Source organism: Achromobacter xylosoxidans, assembly GCF_001457475.1.
GTDB classification, from domain to species: Bacteria; Pseudomonadota; Gammaproteobacteria; order Burkholderiales; family Burkholderiaceae_B; genus Achromobacter; species Achromobacter xylosoxidans.
Window position 1 is genome coordinate 891103 of the sequence record NZ_LN831029.1, and the last position, 25953, is coordinate 917055.

Genomic DNA, 25953 nt, shown 5'->3' on the forward strand with positions numbered 1-25953 from the left:
TTACTTGAGCCGCCGTCCCATGTCCTCGTCCTATGTGCCCCTGACCCCCGCCGTTGCCGGATTCGACGAGCAGGGCCGGCTCTACAGTCCCGCGTATGGCGATGTCTACCATTCGCCGTCCGGCGCCCTGGGGCAGGCCGAGCATGTATTCCTGCGCGGCAACGGCCTGCCGGAGCGATGGCGCGGGCGCGATGCGTTCACGGTGTGCGAAACCGGCTTTGGCCTGGGCCTGAACTTCCTGGCGCTGTGGCGCGCGTGGCGCGACGACCCGCAACGCGCGCATCGCCTGCACGTCGTATCGCTGGAGGCGCATCCTTTCGGTCGTGAAGACCTGGCGGCGCTGCTGGCGCGGCATGCGCGCGAGGCCCTGGCGCCGCTGGCGGCGCAGCTGGCGGCGCAATGGCCGCCCTTGCTGCCCGGGCTGCACCGGCTCGAATTCGAGGGGGGCGCGGTGACGCTGACGCTCGGGTTCGGCGACGCGCAGGCGCTGGCGCCGCGCCTGTCGGCGCGCGTGGACGCGTATTTCCTGGACGGCTTTGCGCCCGAGCGCAACCCGCGCATGTGGGAAGCGCCCTTGCTCAAAGACCTGGCGCGGCTGGCTGCGCCGGACGCCACGGTCGCCACCTGGGCCTGCACTGGAGAGCTGCGGCGGGCCTTGCAGGAGGCGGGTTTCGCGGTGCGGCGCGCGCCGGGCTACGGCGGCAAATGGCACATGACGGTGGGCACGGCGACAGCGGGCGCGGACGCCGCGCCGGCCGCGGTCGGCGAAAACGCCCGGCATGCGCTGGTGGTGGGCGGCGGATTGGCAGGCGCGGGCATCGCGCAAGCGCTGGCCCTGCGCGGCTGGGGCGTGACCGTGCTGGACGCCGGCTTGGCGCGGGGCGTGCCGGCCCATGCCGGCCATGTGGCGGCGGCGCTGACGCCGGTGCTGGCGCGTGACGACAATGCCCGCGCGCGATTGTCGCGCGCCGGCAGCGGCCGCGCCCTGGCGCGTTGGGCCGGCCTGCCGGGTGGCGCGGCGCCGCGGGTCTGCGGCACGGTCCAGCTCGAGCGTGATGCGGGCCGCGCGGCGGCATTGGCGGACACCTTGGCAACCCTGGCCTTCCCCGCCGACTGGGCGCGCGCGGTGAGCCGCGACGAAGCCAGCGCGCTGGCGGGCCTGCCGCTGGCGCGCGGCGGCGTGTTTTTTGGGCAGGGCATGTTGGTGCAGCCCAGCGAATTGATTCCGGCCTTGCTGGCAACGCCGGGCGTGCGGGCGGTGCCGGGCAGTGTGGCCCGGGTGGAGCGCGGCGCCGATGGCTGGCGCGCGCTGGATGCGGTGGGGGCAACGCTGGCGCGGGCCGATCATGTGATCCTCGCCAACGCTTTTGGCGCGCAACAGGTGCTGGCCGCCAGCAATCTGCTGGCGCCCTTGCCGCGGGTGGCGCAGATGCATGCGCTGGCGGGTGAAGTCACGCTGGTGCCGGCGGCCGCGCTGGGCGGCGGCCCGCGTTGCGTGGTGGGAGGCGAAGGCTATCTGCTGCCGGACACCGGTCGCGGCTGTGTGGCGGGCAGCACCTACGTGCATGGCGCCAGCGAGGCGCGCATCGGCGCCGAGGGCCAGCGCGTTACCTTGGATAAGGCGGCCGGCCTGCTGGGCGAAGGTTTTGCCGCCTTCCATGCCCTGGCGCCGGGCAGCCTGCCGGGCTGGGCGGGGTGGCGCGCGGTGTTGCCGGGGCGCCTGCCGGCGGTGGGCGAATTGCCGCATGCGCCAGGCCTGTGGCTGGCCGTCGGCTATGCCTCGCGCGGCCTGTCGTGGTCGGCGCTGATGGGCGACCTGATCGCGGCCCGCCTCTGCGGCGAGCCGTCACCTCTTGAAACGGATCTGGCTGGCCTGATCGCGCCCCGCTGAAAAAAACTTCGGGCTGGCGCGGGGCGCTGCGTCCGCTAGCGTAGAATTGTGGCAAATGCCAGGATTTGGCGCCAAATGGGTTCGCGTTGCGGACAAACCAGGCGTTTCGGCGGCGCGTCGGCAACGCTCTGGATGCCGGCCCGCCGGGGCTTTGTGACCCCTTTTTTGGATGATATCGCCGTCCAAAAGAGGGACCGAGTTTATTTCAAAGCTCAAATCCGTCAAAATAGCGTCTTTTGATGGTTTTTGGCTTAAGCCGGGGGATGCTCTGTGCCGCCCAAGTTCGACTTTGCCCATACTACCCAGCTCGACAACATCGAGCTGCTGACGTCCCGCCCCAGTCGCATCGATTTCGACGCGGGCGATGGGTTGCACCTGGTAGTCGAGGCGCATGCGCCTGGTGTGTTCCGCCTGCGCTGCGGCGAGGCGAACCACCTTACCGATGACAAACCCGGCGCGCGCGCGCGCGCCGTGGCCGAGATGTTGCTCGCGCGCCAGGAGGCGGTGGGCGAGGCCGCCATCGCCCCGCGCGACGGCGGCGACGGTTGGCGCATCACCCAGGGCGACGTGGCCCTGGAAATCCAATCCAATCCCGTCCGCTTCGCGCTCTACCGCAACGAAGAGCGGGTGTTCGAGTCCGAGGTTTCCGCGCATACGCCCGCATTCGGGCACAACGCGCTGGACCAGGCCGACGCCGCGGCCTGGACCGCCGGTTTCACCCTGCTGCCGGACGAACGCGTCTACGGCCTGGGCGAAACCCCGGGCGACCTGAATCGCCGCGAAGAATCCGTCGTGTCCGACGACCCCGAGCATCGCGCCCTGCCGCTGGCATGGAGTCCGCGCGGCTGGGGCCTGTACGTCAACACGATGCGCCGGGTCGAACACTCGGTCGGCGTGGCGCCGGCCGATTCTGCCTATGTCGTCAGTGTCGACGACGTGGTGCTGGACGTGTTCCTGTTCGCCGGCGAACCCGCCGAAATCCTGAACCAGTACACCGCGCTGACCGGCCGCGCCGGCCAGCCGGTGCTGTGGGCCATGGGCGCCTGGCTGCAGCAGGCCAGCGGCGAGATGCCGACGCAGACCGTGGCGCTGCTGGGCCGCATGCGCGAGAACCAGATCCCGGTCGACGCCGTGACGCTGGCGCAGCCGGCGGCCTGGGGCTTCCAGGCCGACAAGACCGTGTTCGAATGGGACGCCCAGCGCTTCCCCGACGCCAAGCAGATGCTGGCGCTGTTCCACAAGCACAACGTGCACGTGGCGGCCTCGGGTTTCCCGGGTGTCATCAAGACCAGTCCGCTGTTCGAGGAACTCGAGGACCGTGGCTGGCTGCTGACGCGCGAAGACGGTTCGGCGCAGGTGTTCGACGGCAATGCCGCCACCTCGGGCCAGCCCTATGGCCTGCTGGACCTGACCTATCGCGACATCTACAATCTGTGGGTCGAGCGCCATCGCCAACTGGTCGAGGACGGCCTGGACGCGCCGGCCTGCGACGCCCAGATCGCCATCCCCGACGGCGTATCCGCCCGCAATGGCGAGACCGGCCCGGCGCTGCGCAGCATGTATCCGCTGCTGGTGCGCCGCGCGCTGTTCGACGCCGTCGCCGGCCTGAAGGTGCCGCCCGAAGGCGTGGTGCCCAGCACCGACCTGTTCCCGGCCGCGCAGCGCCTGCCGTGGCAGGTGGGGCCGCAGGTCGACAACACCTGGGAAGGCCTGCGCCACACCCTGCGTACCGCGCTGTCGATCGGCGCCTCGGGCCTGCCGGTCCAGGTGCACGGCATCGGCACGGGCGGGCGCGGCACCGCCGACATGACGCCCGAGTTGTACCTGCGCTGGCTGACCGCCGGCGTGTTCTCGGCGAATTTCTCGTTCCAGGGCGTGGCCGGCCTGCTGCCGTGGGACTTCGGTGACGAGACCCTGGCCCACGTCAAGACCTGGATGCAGTGGCGTTACCGCCTGGTGCCCTACGTGCTGGGCGCCATCGAGGATGCCGCGCGCACCGGCCTGCCGGTGCAGCGTTCCATGGCGCTGTCGTTCCCGAATGATCCGCATGCCCACGAATGGGACCTGCAATACCTGCTGGGGCCGGCCTTGCTGGTGGCGCCGATCACCGCGCCGGGCAAGCAGGTGCGGGTGTATCTGCCCAAGGGCGAAGCGTGGTGGGACCTGAACACCGGCCATCGCTATGAAGGCGGCACCACCTGGACCATCGACTGCGAGCCGGGACAATACCCGGTGTTCGGGCGCGAAGGGCACATGCTCTGTCTCGGCCCGGCGGCGCAGCATACCGGCGAATTCAATTCGGCCCGCATCCTGGACGAAGTCTGGATGTTCGGCATGCCGGTGCACAACCCGGTGGTCATGCGCAACAAGATCCGCGTCATGCAGATGCAGGGCTCCAGCTACATCAAGGGGCTGGAAGGCCTGCGCATTTCGCCGTCCGAGGGGCTGGAGGTCAAGCGCCGCGGCGCGGAAGTCCGCATCTCGCGCGCTCGCTGAAGCCAGGCGAGGCCGGCGCGCCGGCCGCCGATAAAAAAAGGGCAGTCAGGAAGGCTTTCCTTCCCGACTGCCCTTTACGTCTTTGCGCGGACGTCTTTTATATTACTGTCAGTTATTAAAAATGGAAAAAACGGTCGTTCTCTTTAGAAGAGAAAAGATACAAAATCGCTTGCCATGATTCAGATCGAGAACCTATCCAAGACCTACGCCACGCCGCACGGCCAGTTCCAGGCGCTGCGTGGCATCAACCTGCATATCCAGCAGGGCGAGGTCTTCGGCATCATCGGCCCCAGCGGGGCCGGTAAAAGCACGCTGGTCCAGTGCATCAACCTGCTGGAGCGCCCGAACGAAGGTTCCATCGCCATCGGCGGCCAGGCCCTGACCGGGCTGAGCGAGGCGCAGTTGCGCGCCCAGCGCCGCCGCATCGGCATGGTGTTCCAGGGCTTCAACCTGCTGTCGCGCCGCACGGTGTATGGCAACGTGGCGTTGCCGCTGGAAATCGCCGGCGTCGCCAAGAGCGAGATCCCGGCCCGCGTCGAGCGCCTCTTGGCGCTGGTGGGCCTGGAGCACCTGCGCGACCGTTATCCCAGCCAGATCAGCGGCGGCCAGAAGCAGCGTGTCGGCATCGCGCGCGCCCTGGCCAACAATCCGGACGTGCTGCTCAGCGACGAAGCCACCTCCGCGCTCGACCCCGAGACCACGCACAACATCCTGGCGCTGCTGCGCGACATCAATCGCAAGACCGGTGTCACCGTGGTCATGATCACGCACCAGATGGAAGTGGTGCGCGAGGTCTGCGACCGCGTGGCCGTGCTGTCCCAGGGCGAAGTGGTCGAGATGGGCAGCACGCGCGAAGTGTTCGCGCAGCCGCGCCACGAAGTGACCCGCGCCATGGTGTCGGCCGCGACCGCGTCGGACCTGACCGACGCCACGCTGGCCGCCGTCAAGCAACGCATCGAGACGCTGGCCGCCGCCAAGCCGGGCCAGGCCGTGCGCCTGCTGCGCCTGTCGCTGACCGGCACCGACGCGTCGGGTTCGTTCCTGTCCGACCTGTCGACGCAGTATTCGCTGGACGTGGGCCTGGTGCAGGCGCGCGTCGAAGACATCCAGGGCGTGGCCGTCGGCACGATGTTCGTGCTGGCCCAAGGCACGCCCGCCGCGGTCAGGGACGCCATCGCCGCGTTGACCGCCCGTGACATCACCGTTGAAGAAATTGCCCATGAGTCCGCAACTGATCGACCTGCTTATTACGTCGCTGCTTGACACCCTGCTGATGGTGGGCGTGGCCAGCGCCATCGCGGTGCTGGTCGGCATTCCGCTGGGCGTGATCCTGACCGTCACCGCGCGCGGCAACATGCTGGAGAACCAGGCCGTCAACCACGCGCTGGGCGCGGTCATCAACGCCACCCGCTCGGTGCCGTTCGTGATCCTGATGGTCGCCATCATCCCGTTCACGCGCCTGGTGGCGCAGACCTCGATCGGCACCACCGCCGCCATCGTGCCGCTGTCGGTGGCCGCGATCCCGTTCATGGCGCGCATCGCCGAGAACGCCATGCGCGAAGTCGATCCGGGCCTGATCACCGCCGCGCGCGCCATGGGCGCCTCGCCGATGCAGATCATCATGAAGGTGCTGTTGCCCGAGGCGCTGCCCGGCCTGATCGCCGCCACCATCGTCACCGTGGTCAGCCTGATCGGCTACTCGGCCATGGCGGGCGCCATCGGCGGCGGTGGCCTCGGCGACCTGGCGATCCGCTACGGCTACCAGCGCTTCCAGTCCGACGTGATGGCCGCCGTGGTCATCGTGCTGATCGTGCTGGTGCAGCTGATCCAGAGCCTGGGCGATCGCTACGTGCGCCGCATCTCGCACCGTTGAGCACACCGAACATTCTTCTCCTCCTTCCGACATTCGGGAAATTCGCAACATGAGCATCAAGGTTTTGAAGTCGCTGGCCGCGTTCGCCCTCGGCGCCGCCGTATTCGCCCAGCCCGCGCTGGCCCAGGACAAGCCGCTGAAGGTCGGCGTCACGGCCGGCCCGCACGCCCAGATCTTCGACGTGGTCAAGCAGGAAGCCGCCAAGCAGGGCCTGAACATCCAGGTGATCGAGTTCACCGACTACGTGCAGCCGAACGTCGCGCTGGCCTCGGGCGACCTGGATCTGAACAGCTACCAGCACCAGCCGTACCTGGACAACGCCAACGCCGATCGCGGCTACAAGCTGGTCAGCATCGCCAAGACCGTGATCTTCCCGATCGGCATCTACAGTAAGAAGATCAAGTCGCTGTCCGAGCTGAAGGACGGCGCCCGCATCGCGCTGCCGAACGACCCGACCAACGGCGGCCGCGCCCTGTTGCTGCTGCAGGCCAATGGCCTGATCAAGCTGCGTCCGGAAGCGGGCCTGAAGGCCACCCCGATCGACGTCATCGAGAACCCGAAGAAGCTGCGCTTCATCGAACTGGACGCCGCCCAGCTGCCGCGTTCGCTGGACGATACCGACGCCTCGGCCGTGAACACCAACTTCGCGTTGGAAGCGGGCCTGAACCCGGCCACCGACGCCATCGCCCAGGAATCGCCCAACTCGCCGTACGCCAACGTGCTGGTGGTGCGTGAAAAGGACAAGGACCGTCCCGAGTTCGCCAAGCTGGTCAGCATCTATCACAGCCCGGCCGTGAAGCAGTTCATCGAGACCAAGTTCAAGGGCGCGGTGGTCGCCGCCTGGTAAGCCAGGATCGCCTCTCCGATGCAGAACGGCCGCGCAAGCGGCCGTTTTTCGTTGGCGCGCGCGGGACGGCCATTTTTCATGGTCCCACCGGCGCGACCGCGGGGACGTGTGCACTGGCGCGTTGGGCGGGGCGCGAACGGATGTTGCGTCATTGAGGCGCCTCGTCTCCATTTTTTGACAAGGTCTGCGAAATCAGCCATAATTTCTGGCTTCGGTCGGGCTGATAGCTCAGTCGGTAGAGCAGCGGACTTTTAATCCGTTGGTCGCGAGTTCGAGTCTCGCTCAGCCCACCACCCCAAATTTGTTGGAGCCAAGTGCCTGCGAGGTTGTTCAGGTCTTTGTTCCTGGCGGCCAGATTGCCTCTGGCGCCGCCGCATCGAAAAGACGCCGCTTTCATAGCGGCGTTTTTTTTTTGCGACGCAGGCCTTGCCGCGGTTTTCTTCTGGCAGGGCCAGCATCGCATCCCGGCGGGGGAATCGTGTCATAATCAATAACGATTCCTATTTCCCTATTTTGTGCGCCGTGGACTCCCATCTGGCCAGAAACGCCCGCTTCGCCAGCATCTACAAAGACGATCATCCGTGGCTCGAGCGGCGCTTGCGCGATGGCCTGCGCAACCGGGAAGATGCGCAGGACGTCGCCAGCGAGACCTTCACCCAGCTGCTGCAGGCGCCGGCGCTGCACCAGTTGCACGAGCCGCGCGCGATGCTGGTCACGATCGCGCGGCGCATCACCTGGCGGCTCTGGCGCAGGCGTGAACTGGAGCGGGCCTGGCTCGACATGCTGCGCATCCAGCCCGAACTGGTGGAACCCTCGGCGGAGAGCCGCTACCAGACCTTGCAGGCATTGCAGGCCCTGGACGCCGTGCTCGATGGCCTGTCCTCCAAGGCCCGCATGGCGTTTCTCTACAGCCAGCTCGACGGCATGACGCACGTCGATATCGCCGGCCGCCTGGATGTGTCTCCCACGATGGTGCGCAAGTACATCGCCCAGGCCTTGCAGCGCTGCTGCGCGGTGTTCGACGCATGAGCGCCACGCCCGCCGCCGCGGCGCGCGAAGCCGCCATTGCCTGGCGGCTCTGTCTGTCCGGGGGCGCGGCCACGGAGGCCGACCAGCGCGCATTCGAGGCCTGGTTGGCCGCCAGTCCGTCGCACCAAGCGGCCTGGCACCACCTGGAGGCGGCGCTCGGCAGCGCGCTGCACGCCATCGATCCCCGTCTGTTGAGCGCTTCCGGCGCGTTGCGGCGCTCCTTGCTGCGGCCGCAGGAGGCCCAGCGGCGTCGGCTGAACAAGCTGCTCCTGACCGCTGGCGGACTGGTCGGCGGCGCCGTCTGCCTGGACCGGTTCCTGCCGCTGACCCACGTGGCGGCGGACTACCTGACCGCCACCGGACAGCGCCGTACCGTGGCCTTGCCCGATGGCGCCATCATGGAACTGGACGCGCGCACCGCGGCCAGCGTCGATTTTTCGGGCGGGCGGCGGCGGGTGCGACTGGAAGCGGGCGCCATCGTCGTGAGGTTGGCCGACGGCGCCGACGCGGTTGGCGGAGCGTCACCGCTGCGCATCCAGACCGCGCAAGGCACGGTGCTGCCGCGCAGCGGCAGCGTGCTGGTGCGATGCGCCGAGGATCGCAGCCAGTGCGTGGCGCTGACCGGACAGGCCGGGATCGTCACCGTGGGCGGCCAGCAGCGCCTGCTGGCCGAGGGGGAGGGCGCGTGGTTCGACGCGCACAGGATCGACCCGGTCCAGGCGGCGCAGACCCATGCGGCCGCCTGGCAGGAAGGGCGGATCGAGGTCCACGACGAGCCGCTGCAACGGGTGGTCGATGCGCTGGCGCGCTATCGCCCCGGCTGGATCCGGGTGTCCGCCGCCGCCAGCCGCCTGCGGGTGTCCGGCCTGTTCCCGCTGGACGATACCGAGCGCGCCCTCGAGGCCCTGCGCCACACGCAGCCGATCACCCTGCGCCGCTTCGGCGCCTGGCTGGTGATGATCGACGTCGCGGCGCGGCAGGCCTGAGGCGCGATTGCCGCGCCACAGAAAATTTTTCGCGCCGGGTGTTTTTTTGGCGATGCCATTGCACATACATGGAACGCGTCTTCACGCAATCACGGAGTGTTCCATGTTCTGCTTCAGGTCCCCGGCTTCCCGCGCGCTGGCCGCGCTCGCCTTCGCCAGCGCCGTCCCGGTCCAGGCGCAAGTCGCCCAGGAGGTCCGGTCGTATCGCATCGCGGCCGGCCCGCTCGACGTCGCGCTGACCCAGATCGCGCGGACCGCGGGCGCGGTGATCTCGTATTCGCCCGAACTGGTGGCCGGCAAGATGGCGCCAGCGGTCGCTGGCGACCTGACGCTGCGGCAGGCCGCCGGGCGCGCGCTGGCCGACTCGGGCCTGGAGCTGTCCACGGCGGCGGATGGCACCCTGACGCTGCGGCGGAGCGCGGCAGGCGTTGCCACGCTGGCGCCGGTGAATGTCGAAGGCGCCACGCTGGGGCCGGTCACCGAGGGCTCGGGCGCGTACACGATCGGTTCGATGAGCACCGCGACCAAGTTCCAGTTGTCCCAGCGCGAGACGCCGCAGTCGATCAGCGTGGTGACGCGGCAGCAGATGGATGACCGGGGCTTCCAGTCATTGGATGAGGTGGCGCGCGATACCACGGGCCTGACCACGCGCCAGATCGGCGGCGGCGAGCGGACCCAGTTCTTCTCGCGCGGGTTCGAGATCAGCTCCTTCCTGGCCGATGGCGTGCCGCTGGCCTATGACTACGACACGCAGGGCGTCGCCACCCTGGCGATGTATGACCACGTGGAGGTGCTGCGAGGCGCGTCCGGGCTGATGACCGGCGTGGGCAATCCGTCGGGCACGATCAATCTGGTGCGCAAGCGGCCGACCTCCACGCCGCAATTCTCGGTGACGACCAGCGCGGGCAGCTGGGACAACTACCGTGGCGAGGTCGATGGGTCGGGGCCCCTGAACGCCAGCGGCAGCGTGCGCGCGCGTGGCGTGGTCGCCTACCAGGATTCGCGCACCTTCAAGAAGGCGTACGAGCATCAGCGGCAGCTGTACTACGGCACGATCGAGGCCGACCTGGGCGCGAACACCACGCTGAGCGTGGGCGGCTACTACAACCGCGAGGACAACCCGGGCGCCGACTGGAACGGCCTGCCGACGCGGCGTGATGGCTCGTTCTATGACTTCAATCGGTCGACCCGCCTGACCCCCGACTGGGCCTACTGGAACAAGGAGAACTCCAGCCTGTTCGCCGAGCTGGACCACCGTTTCGCGAACGGCTGGAAAGGCCGGGTGACGGCCCGCGTGCTGCGCTCGAAGCTGGACATGCTGGGCACATATCTCTATCCCCTGGAGGATTCCGAGGACTTCGGCCAGGGCGCGGGCCAATACGCCTACGACAAGACGCAGCACAGCATCGACGGCTACCTGAGCGGTCCGTTCCAGCTGCTGGGCCGCACCCACGAACTGGTGCTGGGCGGCAGCTTTCGCCGCAACAAGGACGATGACGGCCCGGGCGGCTGGCCCACGGATTACAACGTGATCGTCGATCCCATGAACTGGGATTCCAGCGCGGTGCCCAAGCCCGCGTTCACCTACCCGTGGTCGCGCAAGGGCCACCAGCGCTTGTCCAGCGCGTACGCCACCACCCGGCTCAGCCTGGCCGATCCCCTGACGCTGATGCTGGGGGCGCGGGTCGATTCGTATGAATACCGCATGACGCTGAAGTCCGGCGACTACGTCGATCCGGCCGGCTACAAGGTGAGCAATGAGATCACGCCCTACGCCGGGCTGGTCTACGACCTGGACGCCCACCACTCGGTGTATGCCAGCTGGACCTCGATTTTCCAACCACAGAACTACCAGACGGCGACGGGCGCGTTGCTGGATCCGGTGACGGGCACCAATCTGGAGGCCGGGGTCAAGGGTGAGTACTTCGATGGCAGGCTCAATGCCAGCGCCGCGATTTTCCAGATCAACCAGCGCAACCTGCCGATCACGCAGTTGCAGTCCACCTGCGCGAATCCGACCCAGTCGTGCTATTCGCAAGCGGGCGAGGTGCGGAGCCGGGGGGTGGAGCTGGAACTGGCCGGCACCTTGACGCCGGGTTGGCAGGTCATGGCCGGCTACACCTACAACCAGTCCACGTACCTCAAGGATTCGGAGAACGGTCCGGCCGGCACGCGCTATGACACGCAGACGCCGCGCCACCTGTTCAAGCTGTCCACCATGGTCACGCTGCCCGGCGCGCTGAACGCATGGCGCGTGGGCGGCGCGGTCCGCCTGCAAAGTCCGATCAGCCTGCCGCGCTACAACGTGCGGCAGGCGGGCTATGGCATTGTCGATACGGTCGTGTCGTACCAGGCGAGCCGCAACCTGGATCTGCGCCTGAACGTGTACAACATCTTCGACAAGTACTACTACCAGGCGATCGGCAGCACCCAGGACAACAACCATTTCGGCGCGCCGCGGTCGTTCCTGCTGACCGCCAAATACACTTTCTGAGGCAGGGGGATCAGAGCGGCAGCAGCGCCGTCGCCTCGATCTCGACCAGCATGCCGTCGAGCGCCAGCCGCGGCACCGGGATCAGGGTGCAGGCGGGCGCCAGGTGGATGCCCCAGCGCGACTTGATCTCGTTGGAGAACAGCGCCAGGCGTTCCTGGGTGTGGTCGACCACCAGCACCGTCAGCTTGGCCACATCGAACAGGGTGGCGCCGGCCGCGTGCAGGGCGGTCTGCACGTTGTCCAGCGCCTGGCGCACCTGGACGAGGAAGTCAGGGGATAGTTCGCCCCGGCTGTTTTCGCCACCCTGGCCGGCCGCGAACACCAGCCGGGCGGGCGTGTCGGCCACGGCCACATGCGAGTAGCCATTGGGGCGGGGGTCGTACAGGCCCGGTGGGTTGATGAAGGCGAGCGAGGACAAGGCGGGGGTGATGCGGGACGACATGCGGGACTCCGGGAACAACCGTATTGGTGAAGCCGGAGTATCGAACCTAAACCGCGGTTGAGGTCAAGCGATCGCCCGCAATCGTCGGCGGGCCCCAAGGATCAGGACAGGGTGCGGGGCGGCATGGCCGACAGGTCGGCCAGGCTCAGGCCACAGCCGCGCGCGCGTTCGGCCAGGGTGGCGCTTTGTTCCAGCGCCCGTTTGCTTTCGATCAGCAGTACGTCGAGCTGCTCGTCCAGCGACGACGCCATGGCCCAGGCCCGCTCGGCGAATTCGGCCGAGAAGGCGTCGACACAGGATTTGCAGATGGACGAGCCATTTCTTTCCAGCAGCGGCGCGCCTTGGGCCAGCGTCGATAGGCAGAAATGGCAGGCGAGGGCGCGGTTCATGCGTCGGGGCTCGTGGTCGGGTGGAGGCCCGCCGCGGCAAGGGCTGCGGCGGGCCTGACCTACAGGACAACGGCCGATTCGGCGAAGTCTTAAATCGCCGTCTCCCCAGGCGTGTTTCAGGCGACGTAGGCCGCGCGCAGCGGCGCGGCGATGGCCTGCGGCGTCACGTCGATGACGGTCTCGGCCGGCAGCTTGAAGAACGCCGCGGTGGCCGCCAGGCGCTTGGCCTGCTCTTCCAGCGATGCGGCCGCGGCCGCGGCTTCCTCGACCAGCGCCGCATTCTGCTGGGTGACGTCGTCCATCTGGGTGACGGCGCGGTTGATCTGGTCGATGCCGAGGGACTGTTCGGTCGAGGCTTCGGTGATCTCCGCCATGATGTGGGTGACGCGCTGCACCGAGGCGACGATTTCCTGCATGGTGTCGCCCGCCACGCGCACTTGCTGCGCGCCGTTGTCGACATTGCTGGAGGATTGCTCGATCAGGTCTTTCACTTCCCGGGCGGCCTGGGCGCTGCGCTGGGCCAGCGTGCGCACTTCGCCGGCGACCACGGCGAAACCCTTGCCCTGCTCGCCGGCGCGGGCCGCCTCGACCGCGGCGTTCAAGGCCAGGATATTGGTCTGGAAGGCGATGCCGTCGATCACCGAGACGATCTCGGCGATGCGGCGCGAGCTTTCCGAGATCCGGGCCATGGTTTCCACCACCTGGCCGACCGCTACTCCGCCGCGCAGCGCGACCCCGCGGCTTTCGGCCGCGAGACCGTTGGCCTGGTGCGCATGCTCGGTGTTCTGCTTGACCGCGGTGGCGAGCTCTTCCATGGAGGCGGCGGTTTCCTCCAGCGAGGCGGCCTGTTCCTCGGTGCGGGACGACAGATTGGTGTTGCCCGAGGCGATCTCGGCGGCGCCGGTATTGATTTCGGTGACGCTGCGGCGCACCTCGGCGACAGTACGGGTCAGGCTCTCCTGCATGCGCTTGAGCGCCATGAACAGGACGCCGATTTCGTTGTCCGAGTTCACCGCGACGCGCTGGGTCAGGTCGCCCGACGCGATGCGGTCGAAATGCAGGGCGGCGTCTTTCAGCGGTTGCAGCACCTGGCGGCTGATGAAGCGCCAGCAGCCCAGCGCCAGGACGGCGGCCAGGGCCAACATGATGATGGTGGACAGTTCCGCCCGGTCGTAACGCTGGTCGGAAGCCGTGTTGATGGCGGCACTGCGGCGTTCGGTGTGCTCCAGGAAGCCATTGACCCGCTCGACGAAGCGGGCGTCGGCGCCGCGCGTGTCGGCGACCGCGGCCGCGTAGCCTTCCGCCGACTGCTTCTGCAGCGCCTGCTCCAGGGTTTCGATGCTGCGCACGTAGCCGTTGAAGACGCTGTCCAGTTCGCTGGCAAGCTTGGCGCCGGCCTCGGTGTTCTTGGGCACCTGCTGGTACACGGCGAAGCGCTTGCGCGCCTCGCGCAGGTATTGCGTGGCCTGGTCGATGCTGCCTTGCGCCTGGCTGCCCTTGCCGGACACGATGTCCAGGTAGGCGGCCACCAGCGTCAGCCGGCTGCGCAGCAGCAACGTCTGGGTGTCATAGAGCGGGCGGGTCTGTTCGGTGGCGACCGAGTTCAGGTCGTCCACCGCCGTGTCGGCGTCGAGCGCATACAGCCAGCCCATGCCGGTGGCGACCGCCAGCGCCAGGACGAAGATGGCCAGGACGGCCAGCAGGCCGGTGCGTATCTTCAGGTTCTTCAGCATGCTCGCAGGCTCCTATGTATGTCTTGGTGCTGACCCGTCAAAGCGCGGTGTCGGAAAAATCCGGACTGACTGTAAATTTGAATTACATATTTAACAATTGATCATTTTTCATCGGGGCATTCTGGTTTCGGCAATGCCAGCCGGCCGGCTAGAAAAACCGGTGCGTGTCGTTGCGGATGAAGCGCAGGAACCGGTGCGCGGCATCGGACAAGGGACGCGAGGCATGCGTCTGGAACTGCAGCTGGCCGGCGTTGAGCAGGGCATCGTTGAGCGGGCGGCAGATGAGCCGGCCGCTTGCCAGGTGATCGGCGGCCGTCAGGCGGGCGCACAGGGTGATCGCGTCGCCCGTCAGGACATAGTGATAGGCCGCTTCCGGCAGATTGGAGGTGAATGCCGCCGACAGCGTGATGTTGTACAGGCTGCAGGCCGTGTCCAGGATCTGGCGCAGGGCGCTGCCGCCGTCGGGCAATGCCAGCGGATACGCGGAGAGCTGGGTGAGGTGCAGGGATTCGCAGGCGGCCAGCGGGTGGTCGGGCCGCATCACGGCGACGATCTCCGCCGGATGCGCGTAGAAGACGGCAATGTCCTTTTCCGCGATGTGGCTATAGGTGACGCCAATGTCGGCCTGTGCCGAGCGGACGCTCTCGGAGACCTGGCCGGCGTCCAGGATATGCAGGTTGAAGCGGACCGAGGGGTGCTCGGCCTGGAAAGCGGCGAATTTGCGTGGCAGCGCATAGGTGGCAAAGCCGGGAGCGCCGGCGACTTTCACGGTCTGGGTATAGCGGCCGTTCTGGCCGTCGATCTCCGCATAGGTGCGGGCGGCGTCGGCTTCCACCCGGCGCGCATGATCCGCCAGGATGCGGCCGGCTTCGGTCACCCGCATGCCCTTGGGATGGCGTTCGAACAACTGGTTGTGCAGGCGTTGTTCCAGGCCGGCGATCTGGCGGCTGACCGCCGAACTGACGACATTGAGCCGCGCGGCGGCGCCATTGACGGATCCTGTGTCGACGACGGCGAGAAAGTAACGAAGCGCGGTGCTGTCGAATTGGAATCGCTTCATTGATATGAGTGCCGTAAATCGCAGTGTCGAGTCCGGGCGGCTGGCAACCGTAAAAGCAGCGCGCGAGACGGTGGCCCCTGACATACCGGTAAGCAAAGCGTACCGATACCCGTCGGGGGCGGCCGCGCGCCGTGGCGTCTTGTGAACGCCGCGGCCAACGGCGTCGGACCACGGAAGCGATGGCGGGTTGCGCGGCCGGCGGGACGGGTGCGCCGTCCGGGGAGCCCGGTGCGCGGGGATGCCAGTCCCGGGGCCTGCGGGACAGGCGATTGGGCCAGAGGTGGAATTTATTCCAGCAACACCTTTTGCCACAATCGCAAATTTATCAATATTGCATTCTAATTTCGGCAATAAGACGCTGTGGCTGGAGTTGCGGCCGGGCGCGGGCGGAAGACGAAAAAAAGCGCGCCGGAGGGCGCGCCTGCAAAGTGGACCGTGGCGGAGGGAGGATCAGTCCAGCACGAAGCCGCCGGAGCCGGCCTGGCCCAGCAGTTCACGGGCGCATTGCACCGCCTCGTGGGCCGTCGCCACGGCCAGGAACGGCATGCCGAAGGCGCGCGCCATTTTCTCGCCGCGTTTGCGGATCTTGTCCAGCGCGCCGGCGTCGCGTTCGACGGCGATGAAGGCGCGGCAGCGCGCCTTCAGCCGCGACATGTTGCTGGTCTGCCATTCGATCATGGCCTTGCGATCGTCGTGGCTGGCTTCGTTGCGCATGTCGGGCACCACCATGACGAAGGTCTGCGGGTTGTTCACCAGCATCTCCATCTCGCGGATCCAGCTGGCGGAATAGCCCGCCGGGGCGCTGCCGTGCTTGGCGGTGACGATGGGGAACTGGGATAGGTCGTGGAAGAAAAACTGGTCGCGGTTCATTCGAATTCTCCGATGGAAAGGGCGGGACCGCCCTTGTGGCAGCCGCAGCCGCCGTAAAGCACCAGGCTGTAGGAGTCCAGCGCGAAGCCGCTTTGCCTGGCGATCTTGCGCACCAGTTGCGTCATTGCGCTGTCGCTGGACTCCTGGATCCGGCCGCAATGGCGGCAGACGAGGTGGTCGTGGTGTCCCTTGTCGTTCAGTTCGTACACGGTGGAGTGCGAGTCGAGCTGAGTACGTTTGAGCAGTCCGGCGTCCTCGAGTTGCGTGATGACGCGATAAACCGTGGCCAGGCCGATGCTGCTGTGTTCCGAGATGAGGCTGCGGTAGATGTCCGCCGCGCTCAGGTGCTGGTCCGCGTGCTGGTGGAAGATGTCCAGGATCTTCAGGCGCGGGAAGGTGGCTTTGATGCCGGCCACCCGCAGGCGGGTATGGTCCATGATGATTCTCCATTCCGGGGTTGCTGCCCGAATGATGAGAATGATGTACATTTTCAAAAAGTCCCGCTAACGGGAACCCGTCAACCTGTAGCTCAAATCTGCCAACCATGTCCGACCTGGTCGTGGTCCACCACGCCATCCCCGATGTCTTGTTGACGCCCTTCAGCATCCAGCACCCCCGGGCGTCCAAGGGCATCTCCGTGCCCGACCATTCCCACAACGAGGGCATGCTGGTGCTCGTGCATGCGGGTCTGGTGCTGGTGCAGGCCGGCACCCAGGTCTGGACGGTGCTGCCCGGCAGCCTGGGCTGGATTCCACCTGGGGTGCAGCATGCCGCGCGCTGGTTCGGCGAGGCGCGCGGTTCGTTCCTGTACGTGCGGGCCGATGCCTGCGCCCGGCTGCCGGATCATTGCCGCTCCTGGCCGTCGTCGCGACTGATCGACGCGTTGATCGAGCGCTTCACCACCAGCCAGTCGGGCGAGCTGTCCGACGTCTACCTGGAACAGCTGTTCGACGTGCTGCTGGCCGAGATCACGCAACGCGAGCACGCGCCGGTGTTGCTGCCGATGCCGCATGATCCGCGCCTGCAGGACCTGGCCAATTCCCTGCTGGGCACGCCCGACGACACCTCCGGCATCGACGAATGGGCGCAACGGTTGAACATGTCGTCGCGCACCCTGATGCGCCGTTTCCGCCAGGAGACCGGCGTCACGCTGGGCCAATGGCGCCAGCAGGCGCGGCTGTTGCGCGCGCTGGAAATGCTCTGCCGCGGCGGGTCGGTGACCGAGGCGGCGCTGTCTGTGGGCTACGAAAGCACCAGCGCCTTCATCGGCAGTTTCCGCAGCGCTTTTGGCATGACGCCCACGCGCTACCTGGCCGGCCGGGAATAGGCCGCCTGCATTTCCCGCCGGCCGCGTCCGGCCGCCGAGCCGGTTGCCCCGGCCACGCCCGGACGCGGTGGCCGTCCAGCCTTTACGCATCTTCACTTTTTCCCGACAGATTTGCGGATCTTCCCGCGCGCCCCTTGCCTACCATGGCGCCAGGGTAGGACAGGTCTTCTCGTCCCGCCCTCCATGCATCAAGGGTGTTCCATGACTTGCCAACCAATCTTCGCTTTCCCGCCGGCCGGGAGCGCCGGCGGCGCCGCGGCGCCGGCCCCGGTTATCGCCTTCGCCCCCGTCCTGGCGCGCCTGCTGGCCGCCACGCGCAACGCCTGGCAGCTCGACGCCGTGGCCGGGAGCGCGCCGTGACGACGCCTCGCACCGGAGCGCTGCTGATCCATGGCCTGGGCGGCACCGAATTCGACATGGGCTCGCTGCACAAGGTGCTGGCGCGCGCGGGAGTGGAAACCCATGGCGTGACGTTGCCCGGCCACGCCGGCCGGCCCGAGGACCTGCTGGACGTGCGGGTCGAGGACTGGATGGACGTGGTGACGCGCCGCTACCGCGAGTTGTGCGAGCAGTACGAAGTCGTGCACGTCATCGGCATGTGCCTGGGCGCGCTGCTGGCCGTGGAGCTGTGCAAACGCGAATCGCATACCCGGGGCGCGCTGGTGTCGCTGTCCGCGCCCGTGTTCCTGGATGGCTGGAGCACGCCGTGGTATCGCGGCCTGCGCTACCTGCTTTACCACGTGCCGGGGGTGCCGCGCCGCATCCGGGTCGAGGAAGAAGACCCCTACGGCGTCAAGAGCGAACTGGTGCGGGCCTTCATCAAGGCCGGCTTCGCGCGGGGCGACGGCTTCCATTACCAATGGGTGCCGCTGGCCTGCGTGCGCCAGGTCGACCGGTTGCGCGGCATGGTCAAGCGCGGGCTGGAGCAGATGCGCTGCCCGACGCTGGTGATGCACGCGGTCGAGGACGAGCTGACCAGCCCGCGTTCGGCGCGCCTGCTGGGCGCGCGGATTCCCGGCGCGTCGGTGGTGTTGCTGCAGGACAGTTACCACATGATCTGCGTGGATCACGAGCGCGAGCGCGTGATGCAGAACGTGCTGGCATTCCTGGGCAAGGATCCGGGCATCGTGCGTGTGCGGCGGCGCGCCGCAGAATCGCGGCGAACCCGCGGCGCAACCGCGCCGGACGAGGCGCAAGGCCTGCTGGTGGCCGCCCGCTAGCGGCGCTTGTCTGCGCAGGGCCGGGACGCCTTGCGCGGGGGCTCAGGCGGCCGCGGGCTGGTCGGGCTGATTGGGATGCGAAGGGCCCTGCGGGTCGTTTTCGGCATCGGGGCGCGGCGGCACTGCCGGCAGGCCCAGGGCCAGCCTCAGGCGCTGGCAATCGGGGTTGGGCGAGCCGTCGGGCTGCCAGATGTCGAATTCGCGGCAGGGTGTCGGGCGGTTTTCGTAGATGGCGCAATGGATGCCCGGCCGGCCCAGTTCGCCGCGCAGCGAGATGCAGCGGCCGCCGCCCATTTCGGTGCCTTTCATGCAGGCGCGCAGCGGGCTCATCTGGGTGACCAGATCCAGAGGCACCTGGCCGCCATTTTCACCGGCCAGTTCGCCGATATAGAACGACACCCGGAAATGCGAGCAACAGGCGCCGCAGTCCAGGCAGGGATTGGTGGCGGGGTTGTTGTCGCCGGCCAGCAGGGCGGGCGACATCAGGGTCAGGGCGGCTGTCTCGAGCAGGGACATGGCGGAGGATCCGAAAGCCCCGTCCGGGCCCCGGCATGGACGCAAAACGGGCTTGCATGCCGCAAGCCCGCCAGGCCGATCCGGGACGGCGCGCGGACACGGCCGGCGCGGGATCAGGGTGGGAAATAGTAGCTGGATTCGGCTTGCGGCCGCTACGACTTTTTTCGGGGACGTTGCTGCGGTAGCATCGGAAACCCGACAGCCGCCAGGACGCTTCCATGAACGCCAATTCCGACTTCTCCGACGGCCTTGCCCGCTGCGGCTGGGTCGACACATCCGCCGAATACATGGCGTACCACGATACCGAATGGGGCTTCCCGCAAGGCGACGACCGCGCCCTGTTCGAGCAATTGTGCCTAGAAGGCTTCCAGTCGGGCCTGAGCTGGCGCACCATCCTGAGCAAGCGCGAGGCGTTCCGCCGCGGCTTTGCCGGCTTCGATCCGGCCAAGGTCGCGCGCTTCGGCGAAGCGCAGATCCAGGCGCTGCTGGCCGATGCCGGCATCGTGCGCCATCGCGGCAAGATCGAGGCCGTCATCAACAACGCGCAACGCGCGCTCGAAATGATCGAGCGCGAGGGCTCGCTGGGGGCGTTCCTGTGGCGCTTCGAGGCCCCGGCCGGGGCCTCGTCCACGCGCGGCGCATCGACCTCGGCGCAATCCGAGGCCTTGTCCAAGGCGCTCAAGAAGCTGGGCTGGAAGTTCGTGGGGCCGACCACCGTCTATGCGTTCATGCAGTCGGTGGGCATGGTCAACGACCACCATCCCGACTGCCATTGCCACGCTCCGAGTGAGCGGGCCCGCAAGGTGTTCCGGCGGCCGGCCCAGGCTGCCGCGGACAAGGGCGGGGCCGCCGGCCCGTGATCGGCCGCCGCGTGGCTCAGCGCGTGGCAGTCAGCGGCGCGGACGCGGTTTGCGCGGGCGCGGCCGCGGCGGGGATGCAGTAGCGGCCCTCGCGGTAGGCCCAGCTGGGCCACAGCGCGTGTGCCAGCGCTTCCTCGGCCAGTTCCGGGTCCAGCGCCACCGGCGCGTAGTCTTCGGGCGCGGTGTAGCGGTATTGCACGGGCGTCTTGTTTGGCGCCATCACCAGCAGGTCGTTTTCCTTCAGGTAGCCATAGGTGTTGTCGTACTGCATGATGGCGCGGCCCGGGGTGCTGCGGGTCAGGTCGTGGCCCAGCATGGGGTGCTCGGTGTCGACGCCGATCAGCGACAGCAGCGTCGGCGCCAGGTCGATCTGGCTGATCAGGCGATCGTCGCGCCGCGCTTCGATACCCGCGCCCAGGATCACCGCCGGTATATGGAAATGGCGCACCGGCACCAGGCTGGCGCCGAACACGCGCGAGTCATGGTCGGCGGCAATCAGGAATACGGTGTTTTCCCAATACGGCGCGTCCTTGGCGCGCTCGAAGAAGCGGCCCAGCGCCCAGTCGGCATAGCGCACGGTGTTTTCCACCGTGGCCGGATTGCCGTCGGTCTGGATGCGGCCCGCCGGATATTCCCACGGCGAATGGTTCGACACGCTGAAGGCCAGGGTGAAGGTGGGCTGGTCGCCATCTTCGCGCAGCAGGCGGTCGAGCTGGTTGAACATGTCCTCGTCCGACGCGCCCCAGGTGCCGACGAAGGCGGGATCGACGAAGTCCTCGCGGTCGACGATCTGCTTGAAACCGTTGCCCAGGAAGAAGCCTTTCATGTTGTCGAAGTGCGATTCGCCGCCGTAGATGAAGCGCGAGTGGTAGCCGTGGCGGCCCAGCAGGTCGGCCAGCGAGAAGAAGCCGCGCTGCGATCGCGGCAGCTTCAGCACCGCCTGCGCCGGAGTCGGCAGGAAACCCGTCACCACGGCCTCCAGGCCGCGCACGGAGCGCGTGCCGGTGGCGTAGGCGCGGGTGAAGGTCCAGGCCTGGCGCGCCAGCGCGTCCAGTTCGGGCGTCAGGTCCATGCCGCCCAGGCCGGCGCTGTATTGGGCGCCCAGGCTCTCTTCCAGGATGATGACCAGGTTGAGGGGGCGGGCGGTTTTACGGCTGGCGGGCTGGCGATGCAGGCTGGGGTGGTCGGCATTGGCCGGCGGGTAAGGCAGGCCGGCTTGCGCCAGCACGCGGCGATGCATGTCGTCGTCGTCCATGCCGCCATACACGGCCGAGGCCGACTTCTCGTTCTTCATGCTGTAGACGGCGTAGAACACGTTGTACAGCGAGTTCAGCGCCAGGGTGTTGAGCATGCCGTCCGAACTGTAGGCGACCGATGACGGATTGATGGGACGGTGGCCCAGCGTGCCGCGGATCGCCAGGATCACCACGGCCAGGATCGCCAGGCTGGCCAGCGGCATCTGCCACCAGGCCAGCGGCGCATCGGGCACGGCGTGGCCGAACAGCTCATACGCGCCCCAGCCGATCAACCCCAGGGCGCCGAAGCCGCCCAGCAGCGCACCCTTGTAGCCACGCCACAGCATGCCGGAGACTTCGCGCGGGTGCTTCAGGTATTCGACGAACAGCCGGTTGGGACGGGTGTCGTATTCCAGGATGAAAGGCGGCGTGGCCACCTCGAGGAACGCCATCAGGATGAAAGCCACCAGATACCAGATGCCGGCGGCCGTGGCGGCAAATGGCAAATGCCCGAACCATGGCGACAACACCGCCGGCAGCGCCGCCATGACGCCGATCTGGTGGGCGTCGATGCGCAGGCCGCCCAGCAGCAGCGGCAGCAGGCCGCCCGCGTTGCGTACGCGCTGCCATTGCCATGCGGCCAGGGCCAGGCGGCTGAGGGTGAGCAGCGCAAAGGCCGCCACCACGAAAATCAAGCTTGAATGCCGCATCGGGCCTCCAGGTAGTGCCGCGGTTCCGCGCCGAACGCGCGGCGGGTCGATCGCCCCGCGCATTTGAACAGGGCCGGCGTCAAAAATTCGGTATGGATTATTCCTGCCATGCCAGCGAAACCTCCGCTTTCGCCCGGCCGCTTTGTAACTTTTGCCGACCGGGCTCTCTATGACATGGAAAAATCCGTACACATTATGGGGCCGGCAAGCTTAACCCGCCTGGCCGGGCGCGCTACCCTTGAGGGTAAATAGGGCCGGTATCGGCGTTCCGGCGGCAACGGCAAGGATCATAACGATGACACGCAAAACAAAAATAGCGGGCGGAATCGTGGGGGGCATTGTCCTCCTGGTGGCGGTGCTGGTGGTGGTGGTCGCGACCTTCGACTGGAACCGTGCCCGGCCGATGATCAACGAGCGGGTCAGCGCGGCCATCGGCCGTCCCTTCGCCATCAATGGCGATCTCAGCGTGGAATGGTCGCGGGAATCGGACGAAGGCGGCTGGCGTGCCTGGGTGCCATGGCCGCGCGTCGTGGCCAATGACATCAGCGTCGCCAACACCGAATGGGGCAAGGCGCCGCAGTTCGCCACCCTGAAACGCGGCGAGTTCAGCCTGTCGCCGCTGCCGTTGCTGAGCCAGCGGGTGGTGATACGCCGGATCCAGCTGACCGAGCCCGCCGCCGACCTGGAGCGGCTGGCGGATGGCCGCGCCAATTGGGTTTTCACGCTGCCCGAGTCGGGCGAGCCGTCGCCCTGGGTGCTGGATATCAATGAAATCGGCTTCGACAAGGGGCGGGTCGGCCTGTCGGACGCGATCCTGCAGGCCGACCTGACCGTGGTGGTCGACCCCTTGGGCAAACCGGTGCCTTTCGCCGATGTCGCGGGCGCTTCCTTCGTGCCGGAGGATGCGGCCGCCACGGCGCCGCGCGACTACGTTTTCGGCTGGAAGGCCGAGGGCAAATACAAGGGCCTGGCGACCAAGGGCGAAGGCAAGGTGGGCGGCATGCTCGCCTTGCAGGACCCCAGGCAGCCCTTCCCGGTGCAGGCCGATGTGACAATCGGCGGCACCAAGGCAGCGGTCGCCGGCACGCTGACCGACCCGGTGAACCTGGGCGCGCTGGACCTGCGGCTGAAACTCTCCGGGGGGTCGATGGCGCAACTGTACCCGCTGACTGGCGTGACCCTGCCGGACACGCCGCCGTATTCGACCGACGGCCATCTGGTGGCCAAGCTGCGCAACGCCGGCGGCGCCGTCTTCGATTACCGCGACTTCAACGGCCGGGTCGGCGGCAGCGACCTGCACGGCGACGTGTCGTTCGCGTTGAGCGCGCCGCGTCCCAAGCTGACCGGCAAGCTGACGTCCAGGCAGTTGCGCATGGAAGACCTGGGGCCGCTGATCGGCGTGCCCTCGGGCAAGCAGGCGCCGGCCCAGGACAAGCCCAAGGATGCGCCGGCCAAGCGGGCCGGCGGCAAGGTCCTGCCGACCCAGGCGTTTCGTACCGATCGCTGGCGCGACATGGACGCCGACGTGGCGCTGGAGGCCGGCCGCATCGTGCATGACGCCAAGCTGCCCCTGTCCGATCTGTCGGTCCATCTGGTGCTGCAGGACGGCCAGCTGACGCTGGACCCGCTGCGCTTCGGCATGGCGGGCGGCAGCATGGCCGCGACGGTGCGGCTGGACGGTTCCCAGCAGACGCTTACGGGACGCGTCGACATGCATGCGCGGCGGCTGCGCCTGAAGCAGTTGTTTCCCTCCGCGCAGGCCATGCAGAAGACGCTGGGCGAACTCAATGGCGACCTGGCGTTGTCCGGCACCGGCAATTCGGTGGCCGCGCTGCTGGGATCGGCCAGCGGTGATGTGAAGATGCTGGTCAACGATGGCGTGATCAGTCGCAGCCTGATGGAGATCGCCGGACTCAATGTCGGCAATTATGTGGTCTCCAAACTGTTCGGTGACGACGAGGTGAAGATCAACTGCGGCGCCGCCGATCTGTCGATGAAGAACGGCGTGATGACACCGCGCGTATTCGTGTTCGACACCGAGAACGCGCTGATCAACATCACAGGCACCACCGATTTCAAGAACGAGAAACTGGATCTGGACATCACGCCGGACAGCAAGGGTTTTCGCATCTTCTCGCTGCGTTCGCCGCTGTACGTGCGCGGCACCTTCGGATCGCCGGACGTGGGCGTGCACGTGGGACCGCTGGCGGCGCGCGGCGCGGGCATGGTGGCGTTGGGCGTGATCCTGACGCCCGCCGCCGGCCTGCTGGCCCTGATCGCGCCCAGCACGACCGACGACAATTCTTGCGGCACGCTGCTCAAGCAGATGCGGACACCGCCCAAGGCGCCCGCGCCCAAGGGCAAGTAGGCGCGGTCAGCGCGGCAGCGCCATGCGCGCGCCGTCCGCGGCATGGTTGTCCGCCACGCAGACCGCGTTGCGGCCGTGGTTCTTGGCGTAGTAGAGGGCGCGGTCGGCGCGTTGCATGACTTCGTCCAGCGTCGCGCCATGGGCGGGGTAGCAGGCCACGCCAGCCGACAGGGTGATGGGCGCGGGCAGGCCCGTGTCGGTCCCCAGCCGTTCGAGTTTCAGGCGCAGGCGCTCGGCGGCGCCCACCGCGGCCGCCAGCGACGCGCCGGGCATCAGCATCACGAATTCCTCGCCGCCGCTGCGGGCGACGGTGTCGCCGCCGCGTGAACCTTCGGTCAGCAACGCCGCCAGAATCTGCAGGGCGCGGTCGCCGGCGGCGTGGCCGTAGCGGTCGTTGATGTTCTTGAAGTGATCGATGTCCAGCGCCACGATGGCCAGCGGCGTCTCGGCCGCCTGCAGCAACGCCATGGCCTCGTTCAGGCCACGCCGGTTCAGCAGGCTGGTCAGGGTGTCGGTGGTGGACGCGCGGCGCAGGTCGCGGATCTTGTGCTGGATCGACGTCAGTCCCATCAACAGCGCGCGCTTGAGCTGCGAGGCCTCGAAATACCAGGAGCGCACCTTGCGGATGCGCTCGGCGGAATCGGGGTCCTGCATGCGCTTGGCAATGCCGGCCAGCTCGCCGAGCGGGCGGGCGATCCAGCGCGACAGCAACCAGATCAGCACGATCGACATCACCAGCAACGGCAGGGTGTTGCGCGCCGTCGCCATCAGCAGATCGTTCAGCGGCAGCAAGGTGCTGGCGACCGGCCGTTGCGCGATGATGGTCCAGCCGGTGCTGGGCACGGGCGCATAGCCTGCCAGGATCGCGTTGCGGGAGGCGTCGGTGAAACGGATTTCGCCGGTCTCGCCGCGCAACGCCGCGGCCAGCGCGGCCTTGTCGGCGGACGCCTGGCCGAGGCGGCTGCGGTCCGGATGGTAGATCAGGGTGCCATCGCGCGACAGCACGTACAACAGGGAATCGTCGCGGTTGAAATGCTGGCCCAGCAGGCGGTCCAGCACGTTGTCCTCGTGCAGGTAGAGCGTGCCGGCGATATAGCCGAGATAGCGGTAGTCGCGCGAGAAGATGGGATGGGTGTACAGGATCAGCCAGCGCCCGTTGCTGGCGCGAAACGGTTCGCTGATGAATGGCCGCCGCGTGGTCAGCGCCGTCTTGGCGGCATCGCTGGTCATGTGCTGGCCCCGCAGCTGCGGATACGAGGTCGACACCGCCAGCACCTCGCCTTGCGCCGATACCACGAAGCTGGAGTTGAAATGGCCCAGCTGCTCTTCCTGGCGGCGGGTTTCCGACGCCATGAGTCCGGGATGGGTCTCCATGTCCGCCAGCACATCGGCGCTATAGGCCAGGTGCCGGCGCAGGTCGCCCAGGAAATATTCGGTGGTGGCCGCCAGCTTGGCCGCGTAGACCCGGTTGCTCTCGAGCGCGTTATGCAGCAGCAGGTCGCGCTGCACCAGGTAGCTGGCATGCAGGCCCGCCGCCAGTACCAGGAAGATCGACAGCAGGCTGATCCAGAGGATGAGGCGCCGTAGGTCGATGCGGAGCATGGAAG

Annotated in this window: 22 protein-coding genes and 1 tRNA gene; 14 read left to right on the top strand and 9 right to left on the bottom strand. The window is 67.6% G+C overall.

The genetic code is table 11. The annotated features are described in order from the left end of the window. Positions 1-19: 19 nt before the first annotated feature. From mnmD to AT699_RS04185, 9 genes are all read left to right on the top strand, one after another. Positions 20-1891: a tRNA (5-methylaminomethyl-2-thiouridine)(34)-methyltransferase MnmD gene (gene mnmD / locus AT699_RS04145; protein ID WP_024067758.1), complete on the top strand. Its 1872-nt coding sequence runs from the start codon at positions 20-22 to the stop codon at positions 1889-1891. Between the two features lie 270 nt (positions 1892-2161). Next, positions 2162-4387: a glycoside hydrolase family 31 protein gene (locus AT699_RS04150; protein WP_024067760.1), complete on the top strand. Its 2226-nt coding sequence runs from the start codon at positions 2162-2164 to the stop codon at positions 4385-4387. Between the two features lie 174 nt (positions 4388-4561). After that, positions 4562-5650, top strand: coding sequence for a methionine ABC transporter ATP-binding protein (locus AT699_RS04155; RefSeq protein WP_006388811.1), 1089 nt, complete (start codon positions 4562-4564; stop codon positions 5648-5650). Further along, positions 5607-6260, top strand: a complete 654-nt coding sequence (locus AT699_RS04160) for a methionine ABC transporter permease (RefSeq protein WP_006388812.1) — start codon at positions 5607-5609, stop codon at positions 6258-6260. The genes AT699_RS04155 and AT699_RS04160 overlap by 44 nt, the downstream gene beginning before the upstream one ends. A 49-nt stretch (positions 6261-6309) precedes the next feature. Then, positions 6310-7107, top strand: a complete 798-nt coding sequence (locus AT699_RS04165) for a MetQ/NlpA family ABC transporter substrate-binding protein (RefSeq protein WP_006388813.1) — start codon at positions 6310-6312, stop codon at positions 7105-7107. 217 nt (positions 7108-7324) lie between these two features. After that, a tRNA-Lys gene (locus AT699_RS04170) sits at positions 7325-7400 on the top strand. A gap of 229 nt (positions 7401-7629) precedes the next feature. Beyond that, entirely contained in the window at positions 7630-8136 is a 507-nt protein-coding gene (locus tag AT699_RS04175; RefSeq protein WP_006388814.1) for a sigma-70 family RNA polymerase sigma factor, read from the top strand. Continuing rightward, positions 8133-9122: a FecR family protein gene (locus AT699_RS04180; RefSeq protein ID WP_024067761.1), complete on the top strand. Its 990-nt coding sequence runs from the start codon at positions 8133-8135 to the stop codon at positions 9120-9122. Before AT699_RS04175 ends, AT699_RS04180 begins: the two co-directional genes overlap by 4 nt. A 103-nt stretch (positions 9123-9225) precedes the next feature. Further along, entirely contained in the window at positions 9226-11616 is a 2391-nt protein-coding gene (locus AT699_RS04185) for a TonB-dependent siderophore receptor (RefSeq protein WP_054444386.1), read from the top strand. 10 nt (positions 11617-11626) lie between these two features. On the opposite strand, the gene AT699_RS04190 is transcribed toward AT699_RS04185, so the two are convergent. The 6 genes from AT699_RS04190 to AT699_RS04215 form a co-directional block, all read right to left on the bottom strand. Continuing rightward, complete coding sequence (locus tag AT699_RS04190) at positions 11627-12058, bottom strand: RidA family protein (RefSeq protein ID WP_006388817.1); 432 nt, start codon at positions 12056-12058, stop codon at positions 11627-11629. A gap of 101 nt (positions 12059-12159) precedes the next feature. Then, the gene (locus AT699_RS04195) at positions 12160-12447 is read right to left on the bottom strand and encodes a hypothetical protein (RefSeq protein WP_006388818.1); all 288 of its coding nucleotides are present in this window, start codon (positions 12445-12447) and stop codon (positions 12160-12162) included. A gap of 116 nt (positions 12448-12563) precedes the next feature. Then, positions 12564-14180, bottom strand: a complete 1617-nt coding sequence (locus tag AT699_RS04200; protein WP_024067763.1) for a methyl-accepting chemotaxis protein — start codon at positions 14178-14180, stop codon at positions 12564-12566. Positions 14181-14328: 148 nt separating this feature from the next. Then, on the bottom strand, positions 14329-15240 hold the full coding sequence (locus tag AT699_RS04205; RefSeq protein ID WP_006388820.1) for a LysR family transcriptional regulator: 912 nt from the start codon (positions 15238-15240) through the stop codon (positions 14329-14331). Positions 15241-15690: 450 nt separating this feature from the next. After that, positions 15691-16110, bottom strand: a complete 420-nt coding sequence (locus AT699_RS04210) for a hypothetical protein (protein ID WP_024067764.1) — start codon at positions 16108-16110, stop codon at positions 15691-15693. Further along, positions 16107-16547, bottom strand: coding sequence for a Fur family transcriptional regulator (locus AT699_RS04215; protein ID WP_006388822.1), 441 nt, complete (start codon positions 16545-16547; stop codon positions 16107-16109). The genes AT699_RS04210 and AT699_RS04215 overlap by 4 nt, the downstream gene beginning before the upstream one ends. Positions 16548-16654: 107 nt before the next feature. On the opposite strand from AT699_RS04215, the gene AT699_RS04220 reads away from it, so the two are divergent. The 3 genes from AT699_RS04220 (at position 16655) to AT699_RS04225 (ending at position 18657) form a co-directional block, all read left to right on the top strand. Then, complete coding sequence (locus AT699_RS04220; protein WP_024067766.1) at positions 16655-17437, top strand: helix-turn-helix transcriptional regulator; 783 nt, start codon at positions 16655-16657, stop codon at positions 17435-17437. Positions 17438-17638: 201 nt separating this feature from the next. After that, complete coding sequence (locus AT699_RS31395; RefSeq protein WP_024067767.1) at positions 17639-17797, top strand: hypothetical protein; 159 nt, start codon at positions 17639-17641, stop codon at positions 17795-17797. Beyond that, positions 17794-18657, top strand: coding sequence for an alpha/beta hydrolase (locus AT699_RS04225; protein WP_006388824.1), 864 nt, complete (start codon positions 17794-17796; stop codon positions 18655-18657). Before AT699_RS31395 ends, AT699_RS04225 begins: the two co-directional genes overlap by 4 nt. Before the next feature lie 42 nt (positions 18658-18699). Here the strand turns inward: AT699_RS04225 and AT699_RS04230 are convergent, their stop codons facing one another. After that, a complete protein-coding gene (locus AT699_RS04230) occupies positions 18700-19173 on the bottom strand; it encodes a YkgJ family cysteine cluster protein (protein ID WP_024067768.1) in 474 nt (157 codons plus the stop codon). Positions 19174-19391: 218 nt separating this feature from the next. Between AT699_RS04230 and AT699_RS04235 the strand changes: the two genes are divergently transcribed. Next, positions 19392-20033, top strand: coding sequence for a DNA-3-methyladenine glycosylase I (locus tag AT699_RS04235; protein WP_006388826.1), 642 nt, complete (start codon positions 19392-19394; stop codon positions 20031-20033). 16 nt (positions 20034-20049) lie between these two features. Here the strand turns inward: AT699_RS04235 and AT699_RS04240 are convergent, their stop codons facing one another. Beyond that, positions 20050-21978, bottom strand: a complete 1929-nt coding sequence (locus AT699_RS04240) for an LTA synthase family protein (protein ID WP_024067769.1) — start codon at positions 21976-21978, stop codon at positions 20050-20052. A 295-nt stretch (positions 21979-22273) separates the two neighbouring features. Here AT699_RS04240 and AT699_RS04245 point away from each other — a divergent pair, with 295 nt between their 5' ends. Next, positions 22274-24346, top strand: a complete 2073-nt coding sequence (locus tag AT699_RS04245) for an AsmA family protein (protein ID WP_020925109.1) — start codon at positions 22274-22276, stop codon at positions 24344-24346. A gap of 6 nt (positions 24347-24352) precedes the next feature. Here the strand turns inward: AT699_RS04245 and AT699_RS04250 are convergent, their stop codons facing one another. Further along, positions 24353-25948, bottom strand: coding sequence for a sensor domain-containing diguanylate cyclase (locus tag AT699_RS04250; protein ID WP_006388829.1), 1596 nt, complete (start codon positions 25946-25948; stop codon positions 24353-24355). Positions 25949-25953 lie beyond the last annotated feature (5 nt).

Coding starts and splice junctions, on each gene's coding strand:
- AT699_RS04200 (WP_024067763.1), bottom strand. CDS start 14,180: ATGCTGAAGAACCTGAAGATACGCACCGGCCTGCTGGCCGTCCTGGCC.
- AT699_RS04180 (WP_024067761.1), top strand. CDS start 8,133: ATGAGCGCCACGCCCGCCGCCGCGGCGCGCGAAGCCGCCATTGCCTGG.
- AT699_RS31395 (WP_024067767.1), top strand. CDS start 17,639: ATGACTTGCCAACCAATCTTCGCTTTCCCGCCGGCCGGGAGCGCCGGC.
- AT699_RS04235 (WP_006388826.1), top strand. CDS start 19,392: ATGAACGCCAATTCCGACTTCTCCGACGGCCTTGCCCGCTGCGGCTGG.
- AT699_RS04195 (WP_006388818.1), bottom strand. CDS start 12,447: ATGAACCGCGCCCTCGCCTGCCATTTCTGCCTATCGACGCTGGCCCAA.
- AT699_RS04165 (WP_006388813.1), top strand. CDS start 6,310: ATGAGCATCAAGGTTTTGAAGTCGCTGGCCGCGTTCGCCCTCGGCGCC.
- AT699_RS04205 (WP_006388820.1), bottom strand. CDS start 15,240: ATGAAGCGATTCCAATTCGACAGCACCGCGCTTCGTTACTTTCTCGCC.
- AT699_RS04240 (WP_024067769.1), bottom strand. CDS start 21,978: ATGCGGCATTCAAGCTTGATTTTCGTGGTGGCGGCCTTTGCGCTGCTC.
- AT699_RS04155 (WP_006388811.1), top strand. CDS start 4,562: ATGATTCAGATCGAGAACCTATCCAAGACCTACGCCACGCCGCACGGC.
- mnmD (WP_024067758.1), top strand. CDS start 20: ATGTCCTCGTCCTATGTGCCCCTGACCCCCGCCGTTGCCGGATTCGAC.
- AT699_RS04160 (WP_006388812.1), top strand. CDS start 5,607: ATGAGTCCGCAACTGATCGACCTGCTTATTACGTCGCTGCTTGACACC.
- AT699_RS04250 (WP_006388829.1), bottom strand. CDS start 25,948: ATGCTCCGCATCGACCTACGGCGCCTCATCCTCTGGATCAGCCTGCTG.
- AT699_RS04245 (WP_020925109.1), top strand. CDS start 22,274: ATGACACGCAAAACAAAAATAGCGGGCGGAATCGTGGGGGGCATTGTC.
- AT699_RS04215 (WP_006388822.1), bottom strand. CDS start 16,547: ATGGACCATACCCGCCTGCGGGTGGCCGGCATCAAAGCCACCTTCCCG.
- AT699_RS04185 (WP_054444386.1), top strand. CDS start 9,226: ATGTTCTGCTTCAGGTCCCCGGCTTCCCGCGCGCTGGCCGCGCTCGCC.
- AT699_RS04230 (WP_024067768.1), bottom strand. CDS start 19,173: ATGTCCCTGCTCGAGACAGCCGCCCTGACCCTGATGTCGCCCGCCCTG.
- AT699_RS04190 (WP_006388817.1), bottom strand. CDS start 12,058: ATGTCGTCCCGCATCACCCCCGCCTTGTCCTCGCTCGCCTTCATCAAC.
- AT699_RS04210 (WP_024067764.1), bottom strand. CDS start 16,110: ATGAACCGCGACCAGTTTTTCTTCCACGACCTATCCCAGTTCCCCATC.
- AT699_RS04220 (WP_024067766.1), top strand. CDS start 16,655: ATGTCCGACCTGGTCGTGGTCCACCACGCCATCCCCGATGTCTTGTTG.